At 71.5% G+C, this 26,362-nt stretch carries 17 protein-coding genes and 1 riboswitch; of the genes, 8 read left to right on the top strand and 9 right to left on the bottom strand.

Annotation, left to right across the window (positions count from 1 at the left end; all coding sequences use genetic code 11):
- The first annotated feature begins 397 nt into the window (after positions 1-397).
- The 6 genes from BCD48_RS43955 (at position 398) to BCD48_RS43930 (ending at position 14,148) form a co-directional block, all read left to right on the top strand.
- On the top strand, positions 398-3,004 hold the full coding sequence (locus BCD48_RS43955) for a vWA domain-containing protein (RefSeq protein ID WP_071054641.1): 2,607 nt from the start codon (positions 398-400) through the stop codon (positions 3,002-3,004).
- 126 nt (positions 3,005-3,130) lie between these two features.
- Entirely contained in the window at positions 3,131-6,346 is a 3,216-nt protein-coding gene (locus BCD48_RS43950) for a tubulin-like doman-containing protein (protein ID WP_071054639.1), read from the top strand.
- Positions 6,343-9,414 (top strand): hypothetical protein, encoded by a 3,072-nt coding sequence (locus BCD48_RS43945; RefSeq protein WP_131804242.1) that lies wholly within the window; start codon positions 6,343-6,345, stop codon positions 9,412-9,414. The genes BCD48_RS43950 and BCD48_RS43945 overlap by 4 nt, the downstream gene beginning before the upstream one ends.
- The gene (locus BCD48_RS43940) at positions 9,414-10,493 is read left to right on the top strand and encodes a protein kinase family protein (protein ID WP_071054635.1); all 1,080 of its coding nucleotides are present in this window, start codon (positions 9,414-9,416) and stop codon (positions 10,491-10,493) included. Before BCD48_RS43945 ends, BCD48_RS43940 begins: the two co-directional genes overlap by 1 nt.
- Positions 10,490-11,638, top strand: a complete 1,149-nt coding sequence (locus BCD48_RS43935) for a TRAFAC clade GTPase domain-containing protein (protein WP_071054633.1) — start codon at positions 10,490-10,492, stop codon at positions 11,636-11,638. The genes BCD48_RS43940 and BCD48_RS43935 overlap by 4 nt, the downstream gene beginning before the upstream one ends.
- Positions 11,638-14,148: a hypothetical protein gene (locus BCD48_RS43930; protein WP_071054630.1), complete on the top strand. Its 2,511-nt coding sequence runs from the start codon at positions 11,638-11,640 to the stop codon at positions 14,146-14,148. Before BCD48_RS43935 ends, BCD48_RS43930 begins: the two co-directional genes overlap by 1 nt.
- Positions 14,149-14,263: 115 nt before the next feature.
- Here BCD48_RS43930 and BCD48_RS43925 read toward each other — a convergent pair whose 3' ends face one another.
- The 3 genes from BCD48_RS43925 to thrC form a co-directional block, all read right to left on the bottom strand.
- Positions 14,264-14,617, bottom strand: coding sequence for a type II toxin-antitoxin system RelE family toxin (locus BCD48_RS43925; RefSeq protein WP_083420133.1), 354 nt, complete (start codon positions 14,615-14,617; stop codon positions 14,264-14,266).
- Positions 14,614-14,910: a type II toxin-antitoxin system Phd/YefM family antitoxin gene (locus tag BCD48_RS43920; RefSeq protein WP_071054677.1), complete on the bottom strand. Its 297-nt coding sequence runs from the start codon at positions 14,908-14,910 to the stop codon at positions 14,614-14,616. Before BCD48_RS43920 ends, BCD48_RS43925 begins: the two co-directional genes overlap by 4 nt.
- 142 nt (positions 14,911-15,052) lie before the next feature.
- Positions 15,053-16,339: a threonine synthase gene (gene thrC / locus BCD48_RS43915; RefSeq protein ID WP_071054628.1), complete on the bottom strand. Its 1,287-nt coding sequence runs from the start codon at positions 16,337-16,339 to the stop codon at positions 15,053-15,055.
- A gap of 190 nt (positions 16,340-16,529) precedes the next feature.
- Positions 16,530-16,591, bottom strand: a riboswitch (SAM riboswitch).
- Between the two features lie 271 nt (positions 16,592-16,862).
- Between thrC and BCD48_RS43910 the strand changes: the two genes are divergently transcribed.
- Positions 16,863-17,711, top strand: coding sequence for an HAD family hydrolase (locus BCD48_RS43910; protein ID WP_071054626.1), 849 nt, complete (start codon positions 16,863-16,865; stop codon positions 17,709-17,711).
- Positions 17,712-17,885: 174 nt separating this feature from the next.
- Here BCD48_RS43910 and BCD48_RS54665 read toward each other — a convergent pair whose 3' ends face one another.
- The 5 genes from BCD48_RS54665 to BCD48_RS43880 form a co-directional block, all read right to left on the bottom strand.
- Positions 17,886-19,676, bottom strand: coding sequence for an alpha,alpha-trehalose-phosphate synthase (UDP-forming) (locus BCD48_RS54665; protein ID WP_241842459.1), 1,791 nt, complete (start codon positions 19,674-19,676; stop codon positions 17,886-17,888).
- Positions 19,677-19,965: 289 nt separating this feature from the next.
- Complete coding sequence (gene otsB / locus BCD48_RS43895; RefSeq protein WP_071054624.1) at positions 19,966-20,865, bottom strand: trehalose-phosphatase; 900 nt, start codon at positions 20,863-20,865, stop codon at positions 19,966-19,968.
- Between the two features lie 311 nt (positions 20,866-21,176).
- A complete protein-coding gene (locus BCD48_RS43890) occupies positions 21,177-21,884 on the bottom strand; it encodes a LytR C-terminal domain-containing protein (RefSeq protein ID WP_083420132.1) in 708 nt (235 codons plus the stop codon).
- Positions 21,881-22,183, bottom strand: coding sequence for a DUF3263 domain-containing protein (locus tag BCD48_RS43885; protein WP_071054673.1), 303 nt, complete (start codon positions 22,181-22,183; stop codon positions 21,881-21,883). Before BCD48_RS43885 ends, BCD48_RS43890 begins: the two co-directional genes overlap by 4 nt.
- A 335-nt stretch (positions 22,184-22,518) precedes the next feature.
- Positions 22,519-23,814 (bottom strand): ABC transporter substrate-binding protein, encoded by a 1,296-nt coding sequence (locus BCD48_RS43880; RefSeq protein ID WP_083420131.1) that lies wholly within the window; start codon positions 23,812-23,814, stop codon positions 22,519-22,521.
- 280 nt (positions 23,815-24,094) lie between these two features.
- On the opposite strand from BCD48_RS43880, the gene BCD48_RS43875 reads away from it, so the two are divergent.
- Positions 24,095-24,475, top strand: a complete 381-nt coding sequence (locus BCD48_RS43875; protein WP_071054622.1) for an RNHCP domain-containing protein — start codon at positions 24,095-24,097, stop codon at positions 24,473-24,475.
- 367 nt (positions 24,476-24,842) lie between these two features.
- Here the strand turns inward: BCD48_RS43875 and BCD48_RS43870 are convergent, their stop codons facing one another.
- Entirely contained in the window at positions 24,843-26,096 is a 1,254-nt protein-coding gene (locus tag BCD48_RS43870; RefSeq protein WP_071054621.1) for a Glu/Leu/Phe/Val family dehydrogenase, read from the bottom strand.
- Positions 26,097-26,362: the final 266 nt, after the last annotated feature.

The following is a 26,362-nucleotide window of genomic DNA, read 5'->3' as shown; positions in this document are numbered from 1 at the left end:
TGACCATTCAGCGCGCGAACCGGCGTACTCGAGGATGCCCACCCAGCGCCCACGAGAGCATCGACTTCAGCAAGCCCAACGCTTGGTGGCGACCCGCCGGGAACGGGTTAAGGGAGCGGCGGCGCCGGCCTTCATGCTCCCCGCCGAGCTGCTGCCAGGCCGTTCTTCGCGGAGGATGGCGGAACCGACCGGAAGCAGCTCGGCGGCCAGCGATACCGTCTGCTGTCCACACACCACGGGTGCGGCGCCGACTTTGCCCGCAACGTACAATTCAGCGAGCGGTTCGGCTTCTCCGGGGGGAGCTCGTCGAGTGGTATTGAGTCGAAGCCAGGCTCGTTTCCGGCGTCAGCTGAGGCGGGTGCCGCTGACCAGCGCTTATGGTTGGGTCGGTCGCCAGATGAAGCGCGCGGCGGCCTATGGTTTGGTCTGTTCGGCGGTGCTTCTTCTCGGCGCGTCCGCCGCCAGCGCCAACGGGCCGCGGGCGCTCTCGACACCCAGCGTGAACGCGACGGCCAGTGCGTCCGATTCCGGCGGCTCGGGCAACAAGGACGAGGCCCTCCAGACCAAGCCAATCCGTGTCGTCATCCTCGTCGACGAGTCGGGCAGCGAGTCGGACACCGACGTGGAACGGGAGCGCAGCGCGGCGACGTTGCTCGCTCTCGGCGAGCTGTCATCCCAGTCGCAGGTAGCGGTCATCGGTTTCGGCAGCTCCAACGGCCCCGGCCAGTCGGCCGTCGACCCGGTGTGCCCGCTGACCGACCTCGGCAGCGCCGCGAACCAGACGTTTCTGGTCCGCTGTATCGCAAAGCTGCATCGCCGCGACGCCAACGAGGGAAACGACACCGACTTCGCTGCCGCGCTCGGGCAGGCGCTGTCCGTCCTCGACCAGAAGACCGACTCGATCCAGCGCGCCAACGTGGTCTTCATGCTCACCGACGGCCAGCTCGACGTCCCGAACAGCCCGCAGTACGGCGCGACCCCGGCGGAGCGCAACGACGCGGCCCGGCGGGAGCTGACCGGCGAGCTGGCCGATGCCCGGGCCGACGGGGCGCAGATCTGGCCGCTGGGATTCGGCGACAAGATCAACAAGGACGCCCTGGACACCCTTGCCGCGGGCGGCGCGCAGGAGACCTGTAACAACCTGCCAGACGCGAAACCGCGGGCGACCATCGTCAGTTCCTCGAACGACACCCTTCAGGCGCTGGTCCGTGCCTATGCGTCGGCCCGCTGCGCTCACGCCGAGTTCGGCGGCGGCAACCTGAGGCCCGGTCAGTCGGTCGACCTACACGTGAGCGTTCCCGAGATCAGCACGGACGGCGCGTTCGTCGTGCTCAAAGGTGACCCGACCGTCCAGGTCAGCTACCTCGACCCGCTGGGTAGGGAGGTTGGCGACCAGGCCAGCTTCGACGGTTCGACGTTCACCCGCGGCCCGCAGGGCGACGGCGTCGACTCGCTGCGCGTCGCCAACCCGCGGCCAGGGAGGTGGACGATCCGGCTGACGGCCGGCCCCGGCACGACGAAAGACACCGAGGTCGTCGCGGCGGCGATCTGGCAGGGCGTCGTTCGCGCCTCCCTCGTCGTCGACCCGCCGTCGCCGCGGGCCGGCGAGCGGGTCGCGATCCACATCCGGCTGCGGACCCGCACCGGCGAGATCGACGACCCCAAGGTGCTCAGCGGGGTGCGGGTCGGGGTGGGGGTGAGCGGTGACACGGTCCCGCCTCAGCTCCTCACGCTGACCGACGACGGTAAGGGAACCGACCAGAAGGCCAACGACGGCCAGTTCTCCGGCCAGTACACCGTGCCCGCCGGAGCGACCGGTGTGCTGACGTTCGTCGGCACCGTCGACGCCCCCGGCGTGCTGCCCGACGAGCGCACCTACTCGACCGAGATCTCGACCGGCCCGCCGCCAGTGGTCGCCGCCGTCTCCCTGGGCGATGGCACCGTGTATCCCGGCGGCACCGTGACCGGAAAGATCACGATTACCAACCAGGACGGCCAGCCGCATCGGCTGCGCCTCGTGCTCGACGACCTGAGTCCCGGCGCGCTCGCCCAGCTCGTCCCTGCCGACCTGGTCGTCAACAGCCCTGGGGCCGGCCGGACCGAGGCCTCCTTCAAGATCTCCTTCAACGCTGCGACTCCGCTCGGCGGGACCAGCGGCACCGTCCGCGCGGTGGACGCCGACCAGCCGTCGAAGGCCTACGCCGAAAGTTTCTTCAACGTCACGATCGCCAAGCCGGCGCCGCTGTGGAAGAAGCTGATCTGGCTCTACATCGTCGCAGCGGTTCTCGTGCTGGCCGGGACCTTCATGGTGAGTCGGCTGGTCGGCGCGCGGCGGGAGCGGGCTGACGTCCGCGGGCTGGTGATCCAGCTCTACCGCGGCGACCAGCTCGTTCACCAGCTGCGCGCCCCGGCACGGCGCGCCACGGAGATGGTCTTCGCGGTCCGGGAACCCGCCGGCGCAAGCCCCACCCTCGACCGGCCGCGCGCTGGCGAGAAGCGTTACGTCGCGCGCCGCGGTGACATGGGTGGCCTCGTGGTGACCCAGCCGGACAACCGGGCGGTCCCGCTTCGGGGCAGTCAGAAAGTGTCGGTGGGCGACGGGCTCGAGGTCGGCTACGAGGACACCCGCGTGACCACCACCGCCGCCGGCCAGCGACCGACGACCTCCGGCGCGCGCGCAGACTCGCCGGCGCCGGCGGAGGACGACTTCTGGGCGAGGAGGTCCGGCGACGGGTATTCGTCTGGCGGCATGGACGACGCTCGCTGGGACGATTCCCAGTTCAGCGACGCGGACCGTGACGCCGAGACCCTTACCGCCGGCTCGGACCGGGGCCCCCGGCCCAGCCGGGGCCGCGGGGCCCGCGACACGGGTCAGGGCCTCGCCGGCCACCAGCGGCGGCCCGCCGACGACGTCCACGAGCACCCGACCCAGGAGGCGCCCGGCGGGCGAGGCCGCGACGGCGGTGACTCCGGCCGCCGGCCTGGCAGAGGCCGCCGGCCGTGACCGGCGCGGTGGCCAGCCCACCAGTCGACGGCGACAGCACGTTGGACCGCCTGGTAGCGGATCGCGCCAGGTGAGCGGCAGACCGGACCACGGTTCGGGAGATGGCAAGGAGACAGGCAACCGAGGATGAACATCTACCAGCCGATGATGTTCGTGGGCCTGGGGGGGACAGGCTGCGCGGTCGGCGCGGAGCTGGAACGGCGGCTTCGCGACGAGCTGTGCGGCCCGGACGGCCGGGACCTCATGGCGAAGATCCCCTCGGCGGGCTATCTCCCTTACCAGCTGCCAGCCCCGCTGCAGTTCGTCTACGCGGACCTTAACGAAGGTGAGCTCACCGCGCTGTCCGGCCGCGCCGGCTCCGAGGAGCACCGGGCGGCAGTCGGGCGCACCCAGCACCTCACCCACGGGCTGGTGCCGCGGTTCGACACCTACCCCCAGGTCGCGATGAGCCTGCGGGCGAACGCCACCGACTACGTGCGCGGCTGGCTGCCGGGCACCGAGCACGAGCCGAAAATCGCCCCGCTGCTGAAGGGCGCCGGCCAGCTCCCGACCGTCGGGCGGGCGGCTCTGTTCGAGACCTTCCGCGGCGGTCTCGGCCAGGCGCAGGGGCCGATCAACGACGCTATCGGGGCGATCAGCAACTCAGGCGACGCGCTGCTGCGGCTCGGCGGTCGCCTCGGCCAGTCCTGCGACGTCTTCGTCGCCTTCTCGGTCGCCGGCGGCACCGGCGCCGGGATCTTCTACGACTACCTGTATCTCATCGGCGACGCGTTCCAGCGTTCCGACTACCGGGCGCAGATCTACCCGCTGGTCCTGATGCCGTCGGCGTTCGAAGACAAGCTGGGCGGCGGCCGCCGGGCTCGGCTGAACTCGGCCCGCGCGCTGGTGGACCTCTTCCGCCTGGTCGACAGCCAGAACGGTTCGTCGGCGAGCATGGAGTTGTCCCACCGGGGCGTCCCAGGCTCGCTCGGCGTGCTCTACCCCGGCCAGGAGCGGGCCACCTCGCTGCTGCCGTCGACGGTGCAGACGGCGTTCCTGTTCAGCGGCAGCGCCGGGGTGCGCCGTGACGACCTGCACCGTTCCATCGTGTCCCTGATGCTGTCGCTGGTTGGCACCGGGCAGCGCGCCGACGCCGGCTCTGCGGGCGGGGAGCGTTTCTACCAGTCGTTCGCCGATGACTTCATCAACCGGGGCGTGGAGCGGGAGGTGCCGGCCTCGTCGGGGGTCGGCCTGCGGGGCGTGTCCACCAGTCTGGTCGCCTCCATGACGATCCCGGTCGACGACCTGGCCGACGTCGTCGCCTCGCGGCTGCTCGCCAGGGCGCTCGACGAGCTGGCCACCCCGCCGCCCGGTGGAGCGGAGGAGAACAGGGAACTCGTCGACGGCTTCGTCACCGCCGCGAACCTCGCCGCGGTCCGCGGCCACCGGCCACCGCCGTTCACCGATGTGGAGCCGGTGAACGGCGCGGAGGACATCGTCGCCGCGCTGCGGACCCGCAGCCAGACGATGGAGAGCAACGTCCAGTTCCTGGAAGACCGGCTGCGCCGCGAGGTCGCCGGCATCGCCGCCGACTTCGACCCGTACCGGGCGCTGGAGAGCCTGCTCGGCGGGGTGGACCTGCTGCGGGCCCGGCGGGTGATCGAAGGCGAGCGGAGGCTGGCGTCGCCGCCCAGCCGCGCCGGGGTCGCCGGGCTGCTCGACCTGATGCGCCGCTCGCCGCGGCCGCCGGCCGGCATCGCCGAGGCGCCGCCACAGCTCGGTGACCTGCGGAACAAGTTCCTGGGTATGTCGAAGATGCGCTGGAGCGACGACCGGGTCCAGCGCCTGCTCACCGAGCAGGACAACTGGTATGCCTGGCAGGCGGAGCGTGCGTGGAGCGCTGCCTGGTCCGATCAGGCCGGCCGGTGGGGCAGGACCTTCGATGGACTGCGCTCCCAGCTCACCGCGGTAGTCGACGAGCTCGAGCAGCACGTCCAGGAGGAGCCGGGCCTGTTCGCGCAGCGGACCGCCGCGCTCTACCGCAGCCGCGTCGGCGTGACCTACCTGCTGCCGCCGCATGGCGACCTCGACGCGTTCTACCGGGACGTGCTCGACCGGTTCGCCCACCGCGACCACACCCGGCAGCGGGCCACGGAAGCGGACATCGTCAACTCCCTGCTCGGCTCGGACGGCTGGCTGCGCGCCTGGCAGGCCGGCCAGCAGTCGCCGGCGGCGGCCGTCGCCACGCTGCGTGAGCGGCTGAAGCAGGAGGTCAAGCGCCTCTTCACGCAGGACGTGCAGCCGGGGACCCAGCCGTTGCTCCCGACGATGGCGAGCCTACTAATGCGGGCCGCTCGGCCGGAGGACGGCGGTGGCGGCGTCGTCAGCGACGAGATCCGTCAGTTTGAGGCGAAGATCCACGGTCTGGTCCCCGCCGGTTTCACCCCGCAGGGCTCTGGCGATCTCAAGGTGCTCATCTCCTACCCGGCGGGCGCGGCGGACGAGGGGATCGAGCGATTCCTGCGCGACCGCCTGCGGCTGCCCCGCGACTCCGGCCTGGCGCTGGAGTTCCGCCCGATCACCGCCGAGTCGATCGCTGTTGTGCTGTTCCGGACCTCGATGGGCCTGACCGAGGTCCCGGAGGTCCGGGAGATCATCCACTTCTGGTCGGAAGCCGTCACGAACGAGTTCCGGCAGGACTTCCTGAAATGGCGTCAGCGGCTCAGCTACGACTTTTCCTGGACGGTCACTACGGAGGAGGACCGGGTCCGTATCCTGCACCACCTGCTGTGCGCGCTGTGGAACGGCCACATCGGGATGCGTGAGGGCGACGACCCGGAGTCCCCGGCCCGGCTGCGCGTCCAGCTGGGCGACGGCGGCGACCGGGTGGCGATGACCCTCCCGCTGACCAGGTATGGCCGGCTGTCGTCGTGGAGCAGCCTGCTGCGCTCCTATGAGGAATGGGTCCTCGCCGACGACGACGTGATCCGGCGGGACTTCTGTGAGCAGCTCATGCACAGCTCCCCCCATGGGATCGCCCGCGGCCCGGTGCCGCCGGCCGAGCTGTTCCTGACGCTGTACAAGGTGGCCGAAGCTCTGAAGACCGAGCTGGACGAGCGGCGCGCGCTGCGCAAGGCCGGCCCGCACGGCCATGTGCAGGAGTTTTGGACGAAGACGTTCCCGGCGGCCCTTGACCTGCCGTTCGAGAACGTCTCATTGCCGGTCTTCGCGAACCTGCGGGAGCTGGTCGAGAACGTGAGCACCGTGCGGCGCGGCCGCTCTGCCCGGGCCGACCAGCAGGACCCGGTGATCGGCCGCGGCGACGACGACTACGACGACAACTACACGGACCCGTGGCGATGACCATGACCGCCCCGTCGGGCATGCCCGTCTCCCCTGACGGCGTCAAGGACCTGGTCGTCGAGATCGACCTGCGTGACGACGACGTCCGCCAGGCCTTGGCCGACTGCGCGAGCTTCGACGAGTTCCAGCGCGACTTCGCCAGGGAGCAGGGGGTCAGGTCCGGCAACTGGGGCCGGGTGCTGCTCGTCGACAACCCGCGCGAGCTGCGCCGCGCCGCGCACGTGAAGGGGGTGCGCAAGGTCGCGTTGGCCAGGACAGCCGGCTCGGTGATGTGCCTGTTGGTCGGCCCGGCCAGCGGCGTGCCGACTCCGCTCGGGCTGCCGGAGCCGCAGGACCCAGACGAGGCCGACGACCGGCGGGAGACGCCCGAGACGGCCCGGCATGCCGGCCGGCCGGGCCGGGGCCCGCGGCCCGGCACGGCGACGCCGCCCGGCACGGGCAGCCCCGAGACCGCGGCCCGCTGGGAGGCCGCCCTCCAGGAGGAGCGTCGGGGCGCCTCCGCGACGTCGTTCGACCCGGGCCGCGCCGGCCGGCGGCCGGGGCGCGGTGCCCCCCAGAGCCGGCGCGTGGCGCACTCCGGCCTTCCGGACGACGACCCTGAGAACGAGCCGGCCGTTGACCGGCACAGCTATGGCCCCAGCCGCTCTGGCGACGGTGGAAACCCCGCCACCCACGGGCGTCGGCCGGGGCGCGGCAGGGGCGCGGGCGAGGCACGCAACGGCCAGCGACCGACCACCGGCGCGGCGGCAGACCGGCGCGCCACCCGGGTGGATCCGGAGGCCGAAGGCTGGACCGAGGCGCCAGCCAGCTGGCGCGGTCCCGGCGCCAGCGCCAGCGCCGCTGACATCCCCGAGCCCTTCGAGGACAGAGACGTCGCACTGCGGCTGCCCAGCATCTTCGGGCAGCGCGCGATCGCCACCCTGTGGGTGAGCGACGGCCGCGGTGTCGGCTGGGGTCTTGGCGAGACGCGCCCGAGCTCGATGACCGCCGCCTCCGCCGACTTTCGAGACACGTCTGAGAGTGCCCAGTTGATCGCGCTGCGCGACGCGCTGCGCGAGCCGTCAGTGTTTGACCGGGTGACGAACCTAGTGGCCGAGCTGCCGGACGCCGTTGCGGCGCCAGGTTTGCGGGCGGTCTCCGGCCGGGTCGACACTGGGGTGCTCGACGAGGCGCAGCAACGCGCGATCGCCAGGCTGGCCCTATCCGACGACAAGACTCCGGCCGGCGGCGCACCGCCGGCCGGGTTGTTCCCCAGCCCGCCGCTGTCGCTGCTGCTGCCAGCCGGACCGCCCGAACGAGGGCTGGCCGCCGCCCGCTCCGGCGCCCGCGGGCCCCGCTCGGTGCGCGCCCTGCTGCCGGACGGCCTGCTCGGCACGTCGCTGCGACGCTGCCGCGATCTGCTCGACGACGCGGATGCCGTGGTGACTGGCCTGCGCGGTACCCGCGCTCTGCTCACCGGCCGCGTGCCCGGACAGGGCGGCGTCGATCGGCGCCCGGTGGCGACTGCGGCGACGCTGATGACGGATGCGGCGGACGAACTGCGCCAGCTGCGCGTCAACCTGGCCGACGACTTCACCGACCTCGACGGGCTGCGCGGCCTTGGCCCAGCCGCCCGCGACCGGTTGGCCCGCCTCGGTGTCGCGCAGCCGCCGTCGACCATCGACGACCGGTCGGTGGTCGCCAGTCTGCGCGGCTTCACCCACGACTCGCTCGACCTGGTCGATCCGGACGAGGACACACGCGTGTCGCTCGGCACACTGGCGCGCTGGCTCGGCGGCATCGCGTCGGCGCTCTTCCCCGCAGGCAGTGCGGCGTACGTCGACCAGCTCGACCAAGCCTGCCCGGACGACACCCTGACGCGGCTGGCGAGCCCGCCGTCGCTGGGTATCCGGCCTGCCGGGGCCGGCTTGGTCCTCCCCGTCTTCCTGCTGTGCACGCTCGCTTCCCTCTGGTCGCCGGTCGGCGCCAGCGGCACCGGCGGGCTGGCGGCCGCCGCGGTGCTCGGAGTCCTCGCGTGGCTGCTGGCGCTGGCCGGTGCCCGGCTGCTGGTGGTCGCCGGCAGCCTGCCCGACCAGCGCGTCGCCGCGGGTGAGTGGCTGGCTCTCGGCGCCGTCGGCTTGGCAGGAGTGGCCGCGGGGTGCGCGCTCACCCGGTTCACCGGCGGCCCTCCGCTGCCCGGCCAGCTGCGCCCTGTCACCCTCCTGCTGGCCGCGCTGGGGCTGGTCCTGTGGCCGCCGCTGGTCTGGCGGTCGGCCGCCGGGCGGTGGCAGACTGCCCTGTCCGAAGGGCGCGAGGCGGCGGTGCGCTTGGCCGAGCTCGCCGAGCACGTGGCGCGGTTCGAATGGATGCTGGTCAACCGGCGCCGCGCGGCGCACGAGCTGACCAACGCGGTGCGTGGCGCGGTGCTCGACATCCAGGGAGCCATCGCCGACTACGCCGACGAGCTCAACCCCAGGGTCGACGTCCCGCCGCCGGAGCCGGTTCCGGGCCTGGAAACCGAGGTGGCGGTACTGCTCTACCAGCGGGTGGGCGAGATCTCCAGGGTCGTCCTCGAGGACCTCGTCGACTTGGTGCGCGCCGCACTGACCAGGGTGTGGACCGATCTGGAGCGGCGCGCCCTCGATGCCCCAGCGCAGTGGCTGCGTGAGGAGGCGGACTGGCTGCTCGAGGTGTACGGCCAGCACCTTCAGCTGCGGGGGATCCACGAGCAGCCACCGTTCGGCCGCGAGGACCACGGGCCGCGCCAGGAGCTGGTGGACGCGGTGTGGACCGGGTCGCGCCGGGTTGGCGACGTGCTTGGCGCCCAGGTATCGGACGACGACATCCTGCAGCTCAACGGCGCCGAGGACCTTTCCTTCCTCGACGTCTCCGCCGCGCGCGCGGCGGTCGCCCGGTTCGCCCCGCGGGCCGCGCGGGGCGTGCTGGGCAGGCTCGGGCACGAGCCCGCGTCGGCGGTGCCGGTGCCCGCCGACCTGGCGTGGACGGAGGGAGGCCAGGTGGCCGGAGTTCTGCGACTGGTCAGCCTGCGCCCTGGCGCGGTGCGCACGACCACCGCCGGGGAGGCGTGATGGCGGCGTCGCCACCAGGTGCCGGCCGCAGGCCGCGCTCGGACGTCCCATACGGCGCCGGCGACGGGGGCTTCGACGAGCCGGACGAGATCGAGTACGTCGACCCGCGAGGCAACGTGCGCAGACTGCTCGTCCAGCCGCGGCCGCTGGAGCCCCGCGCCAGCCGGAACGGCTCGGCCGGCCGCCAAGGCCAGGGGCCGTTGGAGACCCTGATCGTCGACGAGGTCGGCACCAAGAGGTCTTACCTCTACAAGAAGCTGCCGAAGGATCTCGCCGAATCCGGTTCCGCCGACGCGTTCGAGGCGTACGACAACGAGGTGCAGGTCGGTCTTCAGCTCGCCCGCGCGACCACTGCCGCCGGCCAGCGCTATCCGGTGGAGCTGTCCCGGTTGATCGGCTACAACCCCGCCGAGGCCGCGCCGTTCATGCTGTGGGAGGAGCTCGGGGACCCGGTCGAGCGGTTCGTGGAGAGGATACCGACGGTCGAGGCTTTCCAGGTCAGCCTGTTGCGGGCACTGTCGATGTTGGAAACGGCCGGCGTGGTGCACCGCAGCATCTGGCCGATGACGGTCCGCTGGACCGGGAAGAACGTTCAGATCACAGACTTCCGCAACGCGCGGCTGACCGGTGAGCCATGCCGGCCGGCGCCCGACTGGCTGTGGTCGGCGCCGGAGGCGCGCCAGCCCGACGCGATTGCCGACCCCGCAGAGGACCTCTGGAGCGCCGGGCTGGTCATGGTGCACGTGCTCAACGGTCGGCTGCGCAACGGCGACGAGATCCCGCCGGAGCTGCGGGGGATCGCCGCCGGGCTCGACCAGACGCTGGATGGCGTGTTCCGGCCGGAACCGTGGGACCGGCCGTCGATTCAGTTGATAATGGAGGAGTTGAACGCGTCGGACCAGTTCGTGCCTCCGGGCAGCTACCCGGAGGCAGTCCTGAACGAGAGGCGGTTCCGGCAGGGCATCGACGAGTTCGACCGGATAAGCCGCGCCAAGGAGCCAGCAGGATCCGGAGGTGCGCGGTCCGGTGGCGACGGCGCTGGCGGAAGCGGCGGCGGATCCAGGAGTTGGCGAGAATGACCACCCCGTTCACCAGGAACGACGCCACCGTCGTCCTCTGCCCGACCTGCCTGCACGAGTTCGACTGGAACGCCGACCCGACGCTGTACGAACGGACCAAAGGCCGCCAGTTCATCCCGATCTTCCAACTCGACGGGGAGCCCGAACGGGTGCTCCGAGACCGGCAGCTCGGTGCCTGGAAGAAGTGCGCCGCGCCGCTGCGGGAGAGCGAGAACCCACACTTCCTCCCGGCGCGCTACGGGCAGTACGGCCGCCCGCTGGTCGTCGCGTTCGTGGGTGGCAGCAACGCGGGCAAGTCCCACCTGCTCGCGGCTATGGTGCGGGAGATCGAACGCGGCGCGCTGGACGCGATTGGGGCCCGTGCCGACGCGCTCGACCACGAGGAGCATGACAACTACGTCGCCACCTTCGTCGACCCGCTTTTCCGGTACAACCGGGCGATCGAGTCGACCACGCCAGAGCGCAACGCGCCGGCGGAGTTCCTCGACGGGTTCGTCGTCACGCACGGCTCGGTGACCCGACCGGTGGTGTTCTTCGATGTGTCCGGCGAGGTGCTCGCGTCGGGCCGGGATCTCGGCAACCAGTTCCTGCTCGCCATCGACGCGATGATCGTGGTCGCGGACTGGGACCGAACTCGCGTGGGGCGCGAGGACATCCATGCCGCGGTCAGCTGGACCCTGCGCCGGCTGCAGAACCAGGACGGGCGCCGGCACGACCTCCCCGTCGCGATCGCGATCAACAAGTGTGACGAGGTGCGGTTCGAGGACCCGGTGATGCGGTGGCTTCGCCGGCCCCAGCTCGCGGCCTTCCGCCAGGCGCGCAACCCGGACCGCCAGCTGCTCTGGCAGGAGAGCCGGGACGCCTACGCATACCTTTTCCAACGAGATATGGGCAAGTGGCTGGAGCCGTACTCGGTGTTCCGGCAAGTGACGATGCACTTCGTCTCCGCCACCGGCTCGCAGGGCGTTGGGGCCGAGGACCAGTTCGGCACCCCGTATGTCCGGTTCGTCAACGGAGTGCGGCCGAAGAGGGTGCTCGACCCGCTCGTGTCCGTGCTGGCGATGAGCGGGCTCTTCGGCCCGGCCGGGCTCCAGGTCGGGGTCTGGCCGGAACCTCCGCGGACAGCGCAGGGCGGTGATCTCTGATGGTCGTGACCGCCGCGCAGCCGCTGGACGAAATACTCGGTACGCCGGAGGCATCGCGGGTCCATTACATCCTCTACCGGGATGAGACCGATCGTGCGCGCGGCGTGCGGGAGGTCGGCGGTCAGGGCTTCATACCCATCGCCTCCTCGCTGACCGGTGACGCGCTGGCCGCCTGCAGCGGGCGATACGAGCGGTACGCCAACCCGTCCGGCGCCGGCGGCGGCAACGTGAGCGTCTGCCGGGTGCGGGACGGGCAGTGGGCCGTCGTCGGCGTACGGATCCGAGACCGGTACAAGTCGACCCGCCTCGCGTCTCCTGCCGATGACCGGTCAGGGCGCTATGGATGCCTGTTCCTCGGCCACCCCAGTGACCTGACCTCCACGCTCGCGTTGTCGCTGCAACCGTCAGAGGTCCCAGCCGGAACCGTACCTGGCGAGGTCGACGCCGGCGGCAGCCTTGCCGATGCCATCGACCGCCTGCTGAGCCAGGTCAGAGGATCGGAGACGCCAACCGCCGAGAGCCTGCGCGGCCTCGCCTCGCGGGCCGCGGCGCTGGACGCGCGGCGCTTCACGGTGGACGAAGGCGACCTGGGCCGGCTGGCCGCCGCCGCGTTGCGCTACGGGTCCTCCCAGGACCGGCACTGGCACCTGCTGCTGCCGGACCGGCAGACGGCCGACAACCAGCTCCTGCTGTGGTGCCTTGACGATTTGCTCCGGCGGGTACGGGAGCAGGGCATGGACGGTGGTGGTCGCGGGCGTTTTCGTGGTCTCGGCCGCCGGGCCGGCGATGACGGCGTCGAGAGCAGCGAGGACGCCGAGCTGACCTTCTCGCTCTCCCAGGTGGGACGGCTGCCTCGGGCGGCGGCCATCCTCGCCCCTCGGGTGATCTGCACCCACCCGCCGAGGTTCGAGCTGCAGGGCCAGGAGCACCTGTGCGCGCGGATCACTCCGGGCTGGCGGGCCGACCACGAGATCTTCGACGATGCCGGTGCCATGCTCGCTGCCCACTATCGAGTCGAACTGGCCATCTTCGACCGCGACGACTTCTTCCGCTATGACGAACCCGCGCCGGGCAGCATCGGCTTTGATGACACCGGATTCGACGATGTCGGGCTCGATGGCGTCGGCTCCACCGGCTCCGAGTCCTACCCCAGCGGGCTTCTAAGCGACGGCGTCCGCGAGTTCGGCCATCACGACGGCGAACCCGCACCGGGGTATGACTACGGCGGTCCCGAAGCTGCCCGCTATGGCGGCGCGTCTCCGGACATCGAGTCCGACTTCGGTGGCCGCGCGGCGTGGTCCACCGAGGCGAGTGCCAGCCGGCCGCTCACCGCGCATCTCCGGGCGGCCGGTCCGATCGTCTGGGCATCTGCCCAGGATGTTGCCGACTGGTGCGCGAAGCTGCTCGGGAGAGAAGGCGTCACGCTTCCCCCGCTTCCCCCGCTTCCCCCGCTTCCCCCGCCGAGCCCGGTGCGGTCGGTTACCGGCCCACAGCTCGCGATTGCGCCTCCGCTCGGGCACGTGGCTCCCGAACAGGCCCGACCCCACCAGCCAGGTGCCCCCGTCGACCCTGAGATCGCCACGGCAACCGGCCAGAGATCGGCCACCCGAGACCCACCGACCCAGCAAATTAGGCTCGACACGACATCCACCCCCGCGCCGCCGGCCGAGCCGCGACGAACCGGTGGTGGCCAGCGATCCCGGGCAGGCCGCGCCGCGCCGCCGCGGGACGACCGCTATGCCTCGCCGCAAACTGATGGCGATGCCGGCGGCGGGGATGACGACTACGCCGGAGACCACGGGCACGGCGGAAAGATCTCAGGCTGGAAGCCAGCGTTAACTGGCTACGACGACAACCAGGACCGGCGTCACGCAGGTTCTCGGGGTGGTGGTCGCGGTCAGCCACCCTCGGAGACCGGTAGTCGCGGGAGGAAGACCCGGTCAGACGGACAGCCATCGGGTGGATTTTCCGGCCGCCGGCAGACCGGCCGTTCCTCTCAGTCGGGCCAGGTTCAGCACGAACTGGACCCAATCATCGTCAGCATCACCAAGAAAATCACCAGGAACGAATCCCTGGACACAAGTCTCCCCTTGAGCGAGCAGCTCGAAATAATAGAAAGCAAGATAGTCGAGTACAAGAAACTCGAACCTCTCATCGATCGACTCCGTCAGCGGCAGGAGGAGAAGAATCCGGAGACCCCTTACGCCGAGATCCTCGTGAATTCCAGTAGACAGATCGACGATCTTAACAGTGAACTGGAGGCCCTCAAAGCTGCCTTTTTCCTCCAGCAGAAAGAGCTCGATAAGGTAGCGCGGTCCCGTGCTGCGGCCAGTCTCCATCCTGAAATCGATGGTGCCGGTTCCCGGCACACCAAAAATCGATCCGACAATCGGACGGTACTCGCGCAAAGTAACTTGATTTTGTCCTACCTCGGCTGGGTTGTCGCCGGCGTCATGATTCTTCTACTGGTACTTTTCGTAACTCTTTCGGTAAGTGGAAACGCGTTCTAGCTTCGATTTTTTCGGCGCTGTCGCGTTGAACCGGATCTCTTCGGGGCCTTGGTCGCGCCCCGCCCTCAATGCCACCGGATTCGCGTCCCAGCGCTCTGGTTCGGTGACCCCCGCGTCACGGCCCTGGCCGCGGCACTCCGCCGTCGAGGGTCCGCAGGCTGTCGTCGCTGGTCGTCGTGCGTCGGCGTGATCGATATGCGTCGGATCGGTGTTCGACCGCGGTGATTAGTACTGTTCGACTCTCGTCGTCGATCTCATACAGAACTCGGTAGGTGCCGCGGCGTGCCGACCAGGTCCCCTGGTAGGGCGGCAGGAGTAACGGCTTGCCCAGGCGATGCGGGTTTTCCAGGAGAGTCGTCGTGATGAACTCGTGAACGGCGGCGGCGATCTTTTCCGGGAGCCGGCTGGCGAGTGCGCGAGCCGCCGGGCCCGCGATCCGTAGCTCGTAGGGCTCGCCGCCGTGGTTCACACCTCCGGCCGGCCGGCGCCGCGGGCGCGCTTGGCCATGAGCGCGGCGAGCTCCTCGGCGTCCAGAACGTCACCGGCCTCGACCGCCGCGCGGGACTCCGCCAGCTGACGCATCGTCTCGCGACTGGCGAGCACCTCCAGTGTCTCCTCGATCGCCGCCAGGTCGTCGGGGGAGATGAGGACGGCGACGGCACGGCCGTGTCGCGTGATCTCGACCCGGTCGTGCGTCCGCTCCACCTCATCGATGAGATCCGACAGGCGGTTGCGCGCCTCGGTGAATGGCAGCACGGTCACGCTGTCCATGCTAGCCGAAAGTGGCGCGAAGTTAAGGCAGATTGGCGTCGCCGGCCTGTCAGATCGGTGAAGCCGATCTGACAGGCCGGCCGGACGTTGGGCGCCGACTCGACGCAGCCAGCGTGTGGGCTTGTGCCCGGTATCAGTCGTCGCCGAGCCCGGCCGCCTCGAATGCGGACAGGCTCGGGGGGATGGTGGCGGTGGGGAGGGCGTTGCCGACGAGGGGGTCGAGGGTCTTCAGGCCGTCGCCGGTGTTGTAGATGACGGTCTCCGCCTCGGGGTCGAGCTGGCCCTCGCGCAGCTGGCGGCGCAGGTTGGCGACGGTGACGCCGCCGGCGGTCTCGCCGAAGATGCCCTCGGTGCGGGCGAGCAGCCGCATGCACTCGACGATCTCGTCGTCGGTGACGTCGGTGATCGCGCCGCCGGTGCGCCGGGCCACGTCGAGGGCGTACGGGCCGTCGGCGGGGTTGCCGATCGAGAGGGACTTGGCGATCGTCGACGGGCGGACCGGCGCGACGGTGTCGGTGCCGCGGGCGAACGCCGACGCGACCGGGTTGCAGCCGGCGGCCTGCGCGCCGAACACCTTGTACGGCGTCTCCTCGACCAGGCCCAGCTTGATCAGCTCACGGAACGCCTTGTCGATCTTGGTCAGCAGCGAGCCGGACGCGATCGGCACGACGACCTGTTCGGGCAGGCGCCAGCCCAGCTGTTCGGCGACCTCGTAACCGAGCGTCTTCGAGCCCTCGGCGTAGAACGGGCGGACGTTGACGTTGACGAACGCCCACTCGTACTCGTCGGCGAGCTGGCTGCACAGCTTGTTGACGTCGTCGTAGTTGCCCTTGACCGCGACCAGGGTGCCGCCGTAGACGGCGGTCGAGACGGTCTTGCCGTCCTCCAGGTCGTGCGGGACCAGCACGATCGAGCGCAGGCCGGCGTGGGCGGCGTGGGCGGCGACGGAGTGGGCCAGGTTGCCGGTGGAGGCGCAGGCGACGGTGGTGAAGCCGAGATCGCGGGCGGCCGACAGCGCGACGGAGACGACCCGGTCCTTGAAGGAGTGCGTCGGGTTGGCGCTGTCGTCCTTGACCCAGAGGGTCTTCATGCCGAGCTCGGCGGCCAGCCGTGGTGCCGGGCGCAGCGGGGTGAAGCCGGCGCCGAGCGAGACGCGGCGGGCCGGGTCGTGCCCGGCGGGCAGCAGACCGACGTAGCGCCACAGGTTGCGCGGGCCGGCCTCGATGGACGCCCGGGTCACCCGGCGCAGCCGGTCCTCGTCGTAGGAGATCTCCAGCGGAGCGAAGCACTCGATGCAGACGTGCGATGGTGCCAGCGGGTAGATAGCGCCACAGTTGCGACAGGACAGGGCTACGGCTGGGTTCGCGGTGTCATCTGAGGTGAAGCCCGACTGGGCAGAGCGCTCCGGCGCAAGAGTCATTGGAACTCCTCATCTTTCCCGGGGCCGCCATGGCACCACGGGTCGGAATTGGCACCTGCCGCGGAGGTGTACCCGCCTCGTCCGGTCGCCCTGCCTGTCCCCATCGCGCGGAGCGCGACACCGGGGTCCAGGGGCCGCCTCCCAGGGGGGAGATCGCGGCCAGGACGAACCGCCCGAAGGGCGGCGAGCACACTCATCCGCTCGGTTGCCGGGGCTTCACTGGGCCGTTCCCTCTGCCCCTCTGGATGAGCCATCTTCAGTTGTGTCTCCGTACTCTAGACCGCCCCACCATCGCGCGCACCGCACTTCTTGTCGTATGCACTGTGATGCGGCTTGCGTCGGTCCACTCGTCCGGGCATCGGCGGGCTCTCTTGGCGGATGCTGTCGGATGGGACTGCCGGGCCGAGCGCGAGCCCACCGGAAGCCCACCAGAGTTGCTGGGACATTGCAGATCCGGGCCTGTGGGCCGCTGCGTCCGACGATCGGACGCGCGGCAGGCGGGCCCTCGGGAGGAGCAGCGCGCGTGAGCGTCCGTGTCGTCTACACCGACCTCGACGGGACCATGGTCGGCCCGAAGGGCTCGTTCTTCCTGGCCGAAGCGACCCCCGACGACGCACGTCGCGGCTCCCCGGGGACGCTGACGCTCGCGGCCGCGCGGGCGCTCGTCGACCTGCACACCGCCGGCATCACGCTGGTACTGGTCAGCGGGCGGACCCGGCCGCAGCTGGTCGAGGCCGCGGCGATCTTCGGTGCCGACGGATTCATCGGCGAGCTCGGCGCCATCGTCGGCTGGGACCAGGGCCGCCAGAGCGAGATCCTGCGCGGCGCGATGCCCGAGCGCTTCGCCCAGGTACCCGAGGACCTACTGCACGAGCTGATCGCCGCCCATCCCGGCCGTCTGGAACTACACACCCCATGGCACACCGGGCGTGAGCTGGACGTGATGTTCCGCGGCAAGATCGATATCGTCGCCGCCGACGCCTGGCTGCGCGCCGCCGGTTACGGTTGGCTCTCGCTGCGCGACAACGGGCTGATCTCGCCGGCCCACATGCCGGACCTCGGCGTCAACCCGCACGTCTACCACCTCGTGCCCGACGGCGTCGGCAAGGGTGAGGCGGTCGGCTGGGATCTCAAGCGGCGCGGCATCGACCCGTCGGAGGCCATCGCGATCGGAGACTCCGCCAGCGACCTGACCATGGCGCGCCACGTGGGCCAGATGCACCTGGTTGCCAATGCCCTGCGCCACCCGGACATTGCGGCGCTGCTCTCCGCCTACGACAACGTCGTCGTGGAGAAGGAGCCGGTCACCCTCGGCTGGGCGAGCGCCGTCCGCGCCGCGGTCGCGACCCGGCCTACCCCACCGATTGGCTAGGGGCTGGCTCGGTCCTGATCAGTTCGATGCCGCCCGCCCCAACTGCCAGCCAATCGGCGGGGACCCCGCGGAGTGGCTGGCGCGGAAAGACCCCGCGGGGCCAATAGCTCGGGTCCGGGTACAGCCCCGGCGATCCTCCGTGACGAGGGCCGGGCAAACGGTGCGGGAACAGCGCTAGTTCGTTGCCAGGGGTTGGGGGAGGTCGGGAGGGGCGGGGAGGGCGGCCAGCTGCTGGCGGAACCAGTCGCCGGGAGGGAGCCTGGCGGCGAGCGCGGCCAGGCGGAGCGCGCGTCGGCGGCGTTCGGCGGGTGACATGCGCAGGGCCGCGTCCATCGCCTCGGCGGTCTCGGCCACGTCGAACGGGTTGACCACCAGCGCGTCCGCGGCGAGTTCCGCGTAGGCACCGGCCTCCCGGGACAGGACCAGCGCGACGTCGCGGCCGGAGACCGCGGGGCCCTCCTTGGCGATGAGGTTCATGCCGTCGCGAATGGGGTTCACGACCAGGACGTCGGCCAGCGTCAGCGCCGCCAGTGAGCGCGGGTAGTCGTCGGTCACCTCGAGGCGCAGTGGCAGCCAGCCGTCGGTGGCGAACTCGTCCTCGATCTCGGTCGCGATCCGCTGCACCGCCGCCGTGTACTCGCGGTACTCGGGCAGGTCGTGCCGGGAGGGGTACGCACAGACCAGGTGGGTCACGCGGCCTCGCCAGACCGGGTGGTTGCGCAACAGCTCCCGATAGGCGTCCAGGCCACGGACGATGTTCTTCGACAGCTCGGTGCGGTCGACCCGCACGATCAGCCGTCGGTCGCCGACCAGTTCGCGCAGCTCGGCCGCACGGGTGATCACGTCCTTCGCCGCGGCCCGCGCGCGAAGCGCGACCGCGTCGACTCCTAGCGGGTGGATTCCGATCCTGACCCGGCGGTCCCCGTGCCCGCCCCCGGCGCCCGGCCGGGCGATCTTGGCCTGGCCGGCGGTCTCGACCGGGAGACCGAGACCGTCCGCGGCCCGCGGGCGCCCGTTCGCGGCGGCCCATCCGTTCGCCGCCGGCCGCGGTGGGCCGTCCGGGCCGTCCGGGCCACCGCGGTGTCCGTCCTCCTCATCGGGGGCGGTCCGCTGCTCGACGATGGGGACGCTCTCGGTCACGCCGCGGTCGATGACGAGCGCCCGCTCGCCGTTCACCGCCAGCTGCTCATGGACGGCGACCGCCTCCGAGATCCCCACCGCAGCGACGACGGTCGGGCTTTCGCCGTCGATCTGAAGCCGATCGTCGATCTCGATCTCGATGTCGTCACCGAACAGCGCGCGGACGCAGTCGCGGAACGCCGTCGCCCAGCGGGCGGTCAGGAAGCCGAGTCGGTCGGCGCCGAGCATGCCACCGATCACCGCGCGCGACACCCGATCCGGCAGGATGCGGAAGTAGTCCGGAGGTGCCCATGGAGTGTGGGTGAAGTGCGAGATCCGCAGGTCCGGACGCAGCTTGCGCAGCAAGCCGGGGGCCAGCGTCAGGTGGTAGTCCTGGATCAGCACCGCGGCGCCGGGCGCGGCCTCCGCGGCCAGTGCGTCGGCGAACATCGCGTTGTAGGCCTCGTAGGCCTCCCAGTCCCGCCAGAACACCGCGCCGAAGCTCGGCTCGGCCGCCGGGGCGAACAGCAGGTGCAGGACGAACCACAGCGTGCGGTTGGCGACCCCGTTGTAGGCCCGGTCGAACACGACACGGTCGACGTCGAGCATCCGCACCGCCGCGCCGCCGGTGTCGAACCTCGCCCGGTCCAGCCGCCCGTCCGGTGACTCGCGCGCCGCCTTGCGGTCGGCGTCGCTGAGCGCCGCACAGACCCACACGATGCCGGAGGGGTGATCACCACAGTCGCCCTCGACCGCGTCGCCCAGCCCGGCGACCGTGCCCACGGCCCCGGCTGTGCCCACGGCGCCCGCCGCGGTCGCGGCGGCGTCGCGGATCACTTCCTGCATGCCGCTGACGAGCCCGCCGCTGCCGCGCCGAGCCACCAACGCGCCGGTTTCCGAGAAGGAGAAAGCGACTGGACCTCGGTTGGAGGCGACGAGCACCCGCGCGGTGCCGGCGGTCTCCGGGTCGGGCCCCGCCACCGCGGCCCGGGTCAGGTATGGCACATAGGCACCCTAGACGAGTGAGACCCCGTCGTTGACCAAGTAGCGCTACACGACGGTGCCAAAAGTTAACTTGGTGGACCGACCGTTGTGACGGGTCCGTGGGCCAGCGGCGAGCGGAGGCCGATCCGGGTCAGCGAAGGCGGTTGGTGAGGACGCGCAGAAGCGCGACGACACCGGCGGGCCCGTCCACAACCAGGTCGGCGCGGTCGCGCAGGACGGCGGGGACCTCCGGACCGTCGCTGCAGACGGTGAGACCGGCGATGCCGGCGGAGCGCAGCCTGTCGACCGCGTCGAACGCCGGCAGGTCACCGAGATCGTCGCCCGCGACCAGCACCGAGCGGGCGGCCCGCTCCGCGACCAGCTCGCGCAGCGCCCTGCCCTTGTCGTGGTGAGGGGGGCGCAGCTCCAGCACCTTCTTGCCCGGCGCGGCCTCCAGCCCGTGGTCCTCGGCGAGGCGGCGCAGGGCCGGCGCCAGCGCGCCGAGCGCCGCGTCCGGGTCGGCCGCGCGCCGGACGTGCACGACCAGGGCCTGGACCTTGTCCTCGACGGTCACGCCCGGCGGGGCGTCGCGCAGCACCTCGGGCAGCAGCGCGCGCACGCGGGCGACCCCCGGCAGCGGCTCGGGGCTGGTCGTGACCCCGGTCGTGCCATCCCAGCGCTGCAGCCCGTACTGGCCGAGGACCGTCAGGTTCGTCAGCGCCTCCGGCGCGGCGCCGTTGCCGGCGGCGGCGTTCTTCCCGGAACCACCGCCCTGGGCGCGGGCACCGCCGGACACGAGGCCGGTGAGCTCGAGGACCACGTCCACCGGGCGACCGGTGATGATCGCGCAGGTGCCCACCCGACCCGCGAGCACTCGCAGAGCGTCCAGGGCGCCGGGGACGGGCACCGCGTCCGACGGCCGGAGCACGATCGGCGAGAGCGTGCCGTCATAGTCCAGCGCGACCAGCGCGGTCTTCGGCGCCGTGATCAATGCCGCGAGCCCGGCGCCACCGGCGGGCGTGCGTGGGGCAGGGGCGGGAAGAGTTGTCATGACGCTGCCTCAGTTGGGCGTACCTGGGCGACCATGGCAACAAGTGTGCCGGTGGCGTCAGGCCGGCCACGCACCGACCATCCCGCTAGACCTCAGAGTTGCCACACGTGTCGCCCCTCCCGGCCCCCGCCAAGCGTGTCCCGGACGCGTCACCGGCCGGTCGGAAGCCCGATCCGCATGCCCAGCCGGCGGTCTTCGGAGGGTCTGGGTGCAGGCGAACCGCCCCGCCCCACCCCGCCTGGTCGAAAGGCCGGCCGGCCGGCCGCGTCGCCGATGCTCCCGAGACGGGAGATCATCGGTCGGGTGCTCGTTTACGGTGCGGGGGTGGGGAAGTCCCTGGTGACCACGAGGATCAGCTTGCCGGGTTCGACCAGCTTGAAGTTCGCGGTGATCTGCTGGGTCTTCGTGACCCCCGGGACCAGCCGCTGGAGCGCCTCCGCCGCTGGTTTGAGGCCCTCCTCGTAGAAGACCGTGGTGACCGGCACGTCATAGGTGCTGACGTAACCTCCGACGCGGTCGACGGTGAAGCCCGCGTCTTCTACCGGCTTGCGGGCCGCTTCGGCGAGTCCCTCGATCTTGGAGTCGTTGAGGATCACAACCGGGGCGAGGGCGTGATCACCCCCGGCTGGGGCGGGCGGGCGGGTGGTCGGCGCCGAGGTGGTGGCCGGGCCGGCCGACGGGGTGCCTGCCGGGCTCGTTCCCGGCGCGGCGGTGGTGGCCGTGCCGGCCGGGGTGGTGGTCGCCGCGGTGGCCGACGCCGACGGGCGGGCGGCCGCCTGATCGGCGCCGTCGTCCGGATTGTGAAGCAGGTTGACCAGCAGGATGCCGGCGGCGACGGCGATGATGGCGATCAGGCCGCCCCAGAGCCTGCGCAGCCCGGGACGGCTGGGCGGTGGGCGGCCGCCGCCACCACTCGCGGCGCCAGCGGAGCCGTCGCGGCCGGGGGCGGCGCCGGCCGTGCCGGTGCCAGCGCGGGCGGCGCCGGCGTGCGGGCCGGGTGTTGGGTCGCCTTCGCTCATGCTCGGTCGTCCGCCTGGGAGCCGTTGGTAGCTGTGACCGGCGCGGATGTGGCCGGGGACCAGCCCTGGCGGCGGGCGGCGCGCAGGCGGGACAGGCGGCCGACCAGCATGGGCTCGGCGGCCAGAGCCGCGGGGGACTCGATCAGCGCGTTGAGGAGCTGGTAGTAGCGCGCGGGGGACAGGCCGAACTCGGCACGGATGGCCTCATCCTTGGCCGCCGGGTACCGCCAGGTGCGCTGCTCGAACCGCAGCACCCGGCTGTCACGCTCGGACAGCCCCGGCACGGCCGGTCCGGACATTCCGGTGACCGCCGTCGGCTCGCCATCATCCACGGCGCGACCCCCCTTCGGCCTCTCAAGCGACTCGGAACCCGCGTGGGCTGGACTGGCTCCCGCCCCGCCGCCCGATTCCCGCGAACGCGGCTATCGGGCTGGACGTCACTATTTCACCCCGCGGGCACGACAAACCGAGGAGCCCCACCCGCACGCCGGTGCCAGGAGCCCAGGAAGCAGGCCGGTGCCCGTCACTGGCACACACGGCCGCCGCCGGGGCTGGGAGGAGGGGGAGCGCGGCGCGGCCGGGGAACGGTCAGGGACGCGGCGCGCGATCGCCGGGGGGCGGGCGAGTGCGTGGGTTACTTGCTCCGGAGGCGGTTGCCGCACCAACGGTCGGCGCCGTCGGGGTCCTTGACCAGCTCGTAGTCGGTGCCCTGGTTGTTGACCCGCACGAAGGTGTAGCAGAGGTTCAGCTGTCCCCAGTTCTTGAAGTCGACCGGGCCGGGAAGCAGGCCGCCGGCGTTGTAGTCGGTGACGCCCCGCAGGGTCTCGATATAGCTGGCGCGGGTCGGGCAGGCGGGGCCCCGGAGCAGGCCGGTCAGGAAGATGTCGGTGCTGAGGTAGGCGACAAGGGCGAGTTCCTGGTCCGGCGGCTGCAGCTCCGGCGCATACGCGCGCATCGCGTCCATATAGAGGTCGTGAGCGGGGGTTCGGTTCAGGAACGGCACGTAGTTCATGTAGGTGTACAGCCCGGCCATCGCCGGGCCCTTCTCCTGGAGCACACCGCGGTCATAGCCGGCGGCGGACAGGAAAACCTTCACCGTGGCACCCGCGGCGCGCGCGCCCTCCATGACCTCGCTGGTGTCCACGGCGGACAGGGCGCCGACGACCGTGTCCACGCCGGCCTCCTTCAGCTGCTGGCCCAGCTGGACCGGGTCGGTGTGGGTCGGGTTGTAGATGAACTTCTCCGGGGACACCTCGACGCCCGCCGCCCGCAGGCTGTCGGCGACCTTCTGGCTGATCTGGTTGGAGACCTGGTCGGCGTCGCTGAGCACGATGGCGGCCTTCGTGCCGCCCCGGGCCTTGACGAAGGTGCCGAAGGTGTCGACCGACGGGCCATCGGTGATCACATAGCCGTGGGCGAACATGTTGTCGTAGCGGTGGTCGGCCCAGAGGGCCTCCGCCGGCAGGCCCGCCACCGGCACACCCTTCGCGTGCAGGTAGTCGGCGCTGCCCGAGGCGGCCGTCGTCGACTCCACGACCCCGAAGACCTGCTCGTTCTCGACGAGGTCGTGCATCGCCTCGAGGTTCTGGGGCGCGCTGCCCGCGTCGTCGCGCCACACGAACGTGAGTTTTCGGCCGTGGATTCCGCCCGCGGCGTTCTGTTGCTCGACCCGGGCGATGAAGCCCGAACGGGCCGCTCCCAGAGCCTGGGCCAGTGGCCCAGTGTCCGGGTAGACCCAGCCGATTTTGATTGCGTCCGCGCTGAAGCCGGGGGTGGTGCAGGGCACCGGTCCGGAGGCTGCGTTACCAGACGTCCCACAACCGGCGGCGAGGGCGGCGGTGGTGGCGACCGTGGCGAGCAGCGCGGTTATTCGTAACCGGCCCGGGCGTTTCGGCCGGACGGTGCGGGGTCGGGGGCGCGAGCGGCGCATACGGGACACTTCTGACCTCCTGGCCGATTCCGGCAGACGATAGTCCGGCGTTTGGTCGCGACGCGAGGTGACCCCGTGTTTGCCGAGTGCTAGAGACCTTCTGTTGATGTTGGATGAAGAATTAGACAGTTAACCGGCGCTTACCGAGTGCTGATGGGGCTCGCCCGCCGCCCGCGGCGGTCGTGGCACCGTGCCTGCCGGTGGCTGCCTCGTCCGCCGAAGTGCGCGAATCGCCCGTTCCAGCCGCCGTGGGCCGCGTCGCGCGGGCTACCGTGGACCCGTGGCACGCCGGTTCACCCGCACCACCGAGGACTTCGACTGCCTGGTGTGCGGCGCCTCGGTGCGAGGCGATGGGTACACGAACCACTGCCCACACTGCCTGTGGTCCCGGCACGTCGACGTCCAGCCGGGTGACCGGGAGGCCGGCTGCGGCGGCCTGATGCGCCCGGTCGCGGTCGAGTCCCGTGCCCATGACACGGTGCTCACCCACGTCTGCGAGCGCTGCGGCCACCGTCGGCGCAACCGGACCTCGCCGGCGGACGACCAGCCCGCCCTGCTGAGCCTGGCGGCCGAGGCGGCGAGCGCCGCCATCGCCGGCGGCATCGACAGCACCGCGCCGAGTGCCGCCGCCGGCGCCAGAGAACGGCGCCGACGGCGATAGCCGCTCATCGTACGGACGCGCCCAGCCCAGCACCCCCCTCAGCCCGGAACCCCGCTCGGCCCCCTCAGCCCGGAACCGCCCCAGCATCCGGACTGCCCCAGCAAGCGGCAAGCGGCACCCCCAGCCCGGCACCGCCCCAGCAAGCGGCCCCCCAACCCGGAACCGCCCCAGCAAGCGGCAAGCGACACCCAGCCACAGCTCGTGACGGCGCCATTAGCGCTGCGCCAACCCAGCCACGTCCTCAGCCCGGCACCACCTGAACCACGGCCATACGCCTATGCCCGGCACCACGCAGAGAGGACGCTCAGCGTCCGACAGGCAGGGCGCGCGTCCAGCGCCGCACGCCGCACGTCCAGCGCCCGCCGCCTCACGGGTAGAGGCCGCGAGTGCGGTGTGCCTCCGCGACCCGCCCGACACCGATGACGTGCGCCGCCTCGCGCAGCGTCAGCCCGCGCTCGGTGGCGAGCCGCGACACCTGGGCGTAGGCGCGCTCCATCAGCTCGGCCAGCCGTTCGTTCACCTGGTCCTCGGACCAGAAATAGGCCTGCAGGTCCTGCACCCACTCGAAGTACGAGACGGCGACGCCGCCGCCGTTGGCCAGGATGTCCGGCACCACGACGACGCCCTTGTCGGCGAGGATCGGGTCGGCCTGCGCCGTCACCGGGCCGTTCGCGCCCTCGACGATCATCTTGGCGCGCACCCGTGGAGCGTTCTCCGCCGTCACCACACCCTCGAGCGCCGCCGGCACCAGCACGTCCACGTCGAGCTCGAGCAGCTCGCCGTTGGTCAGGGTGTCGGTACCGGGATAGCCGACCACCGTGTCCGCGCCGCGGGCGAGATGGCGGATGAGTGCCGTCGGGTTGAGCCCGCGCGGGTTGTAGACCCCGCCCTTCACGTCGGACACCGCGACCACTCGGCAGCCCGCGTCGTGCAGGTACTGCGAGGCGAGCGCGCCGACCTTTCCGAAGCCCTGCACGGCCACGGTGATGCTCTTCGGGTCGATGCCGCGCTCGCGCAGCGCGGCGAACATCGCCAGCTGGACGCCGCGGCTGGTGGCGCCGGCCCGGCCCGCGGAACCGCCGACCGCCAGCGGCTTGCCGGTCACGACGCCGTGCGACGTGTGGCCGGTGTGCGTCGAGTAGGTGTCCATGATCCAGGCCATGGTCTGCTCGTCCGTGCCGACATCCGGGGCCGGGATGTCCTTGTCCGGGCCGATCAGCGGCACCAGCTCGGCGGCGTAGCGGCGGGTCATCCGTTCCCGCTCCCGGTCGGAGAGCATGGCGGGCTCCACCGCGATCCCGCCCTTGGCGCCGCCGTAGGGGATTCCCATCAGGGCGCATTTCCAGGTCATCCACATGGCGAGCGCCTTGACCTCGTCGAGGTCGGTGGACGGATGGAAGCGGATGCCACCCTTGGCCGGCCCCCGCGCCAGGTTGTGCTGAACCCGGTATCCCGTCAGCACCAGCAGCTGCCCGTCATCGCGCTGCAGCGGGACGCTGACCGTGACCGACCGCCGCGGCATGCGCAGCAGGTCGTGCATTCCGTCGTCTAGACCCAGGTGCCGCGCGGCGTCCGCAAGCTGGACGCAGGCGGTGTCCCAGGGTGATGCCCCGAGGCTCACTGGCCCTCCTATGTGGCCCGCGGGGACGAAGACCCGCCGCGAGAGCCACCCGGCAGGTAGTGGCGCCGGGCTGGCCCGCGACCTACCTGACCGGCTCTGCCGATCCCGGGGACCCCGTGAACCCCGTGGCGGGAGAGCCCCCGCGAGCGCATCGCCGTTGATGCACTAGGTCACGCACGGTACCCGCCTTGAGCGGTCCCCTCCACGCGGCCCGGCGTGGTCGGCCGGTACGGTCCGCGATATGCGGCCTGATTCGCCACGGCGAG

Origin of the sequence: Pseudofrankia coriaricola, from assembly GCF_001854805.1 — a bacterium.
Lineage (GTDB): Bacteria > Actinomycetota > Actinomycetes > Frankiales > Frankiaceae > Pseudofrankia.
The sequence above is the reverse complement of the archived record's forward strand: the minus strand, read 5'-3'. Positions and strand labels throughout refer to the sequence as shown.

Coding starts and splice junctions, on each gene's coding strand:
- BCD48_RS43955 (WP_071054641.1), top strand. CDS start 398: ATGAAGCGCGCGGCGGCCTATGGTTTGGTCTGTTCGGCGGTGCTTCTT.
- BCD48_RS43950 (WP_071054639.1), top strand. CDS start 3,131: ATGAACATCTACCAGCCGATGATGTTCGTGGGCCTGGGGGGGACAGGC.
- BCD48_RS43945 (WP_131804242.1), top strand. CDS start 6,343: ATGACCATGACCGCCCCGTCGGGCATGCCCGTCTCCCCTGACGGCGTC.
- BCD48_RS43940 (WP_071054635.1), top strand. CDS start 9,414: ATGGCGGCGTCGCCACCAGGTGCCGGCCGCAGGCCGCGCTCGGACGTC.
- BCD48_RS43935 (WP_071054633.1), top strand. CDS start 10,490: ATGACCACCCCGTTCACCAGGAACGACGCCACCGTCGTCCTCTGCCCG.
- BCD48_RS43930 (WP_071054630.1), top strand. CDS start 11,638: ATGGTCGTGACCGCCGCGCAGCCGCTGGACGAAATACTCGGTACGCCG.
- thrC (WP_071054628.1), bottom strand. CDS start 16,339: ATGACTCTTGCGCCGGAGCGCTCTGCCCAGTCGGGCTTCACCTCAGAT.
- BCD48_RS54665 (WP_241842459.1), bottom strand. CDS start 19,676: ATGCAGGAAGTGATCCGCGACGCCGCCGCGACCGCGGCGGGCGCCGTG.
- otsB (WP_071054624.1), bottom strand. CDS start 20,865: ATGACAACTCTTCCCGCCCCTGCCCCACGCACGCCCGCCGGTGGCGCC.
- BCD48_RS43890 (WP_083420132.1), bottom strand. CDS start 21,884: ATGAGCGAAGGCGACCCAACACCCGGCCCGCACGCCGGCGCCGCCCGC.
- BCD48_RS43885 (WP_071054673.1), bottom strand. CDS start 22,183: ATGTCCGGACCGGCCGTGCCGGGGCTGTCCGAGCGTGACAGCCGGGTG.
- BCD48_RS43880 (WP_083420131.1), bottom strand. CDS start 23,814: ATGCGCCGCTCGCGCCCCCGACCCCGCACCGTCCGGCCGAAACGCCCG.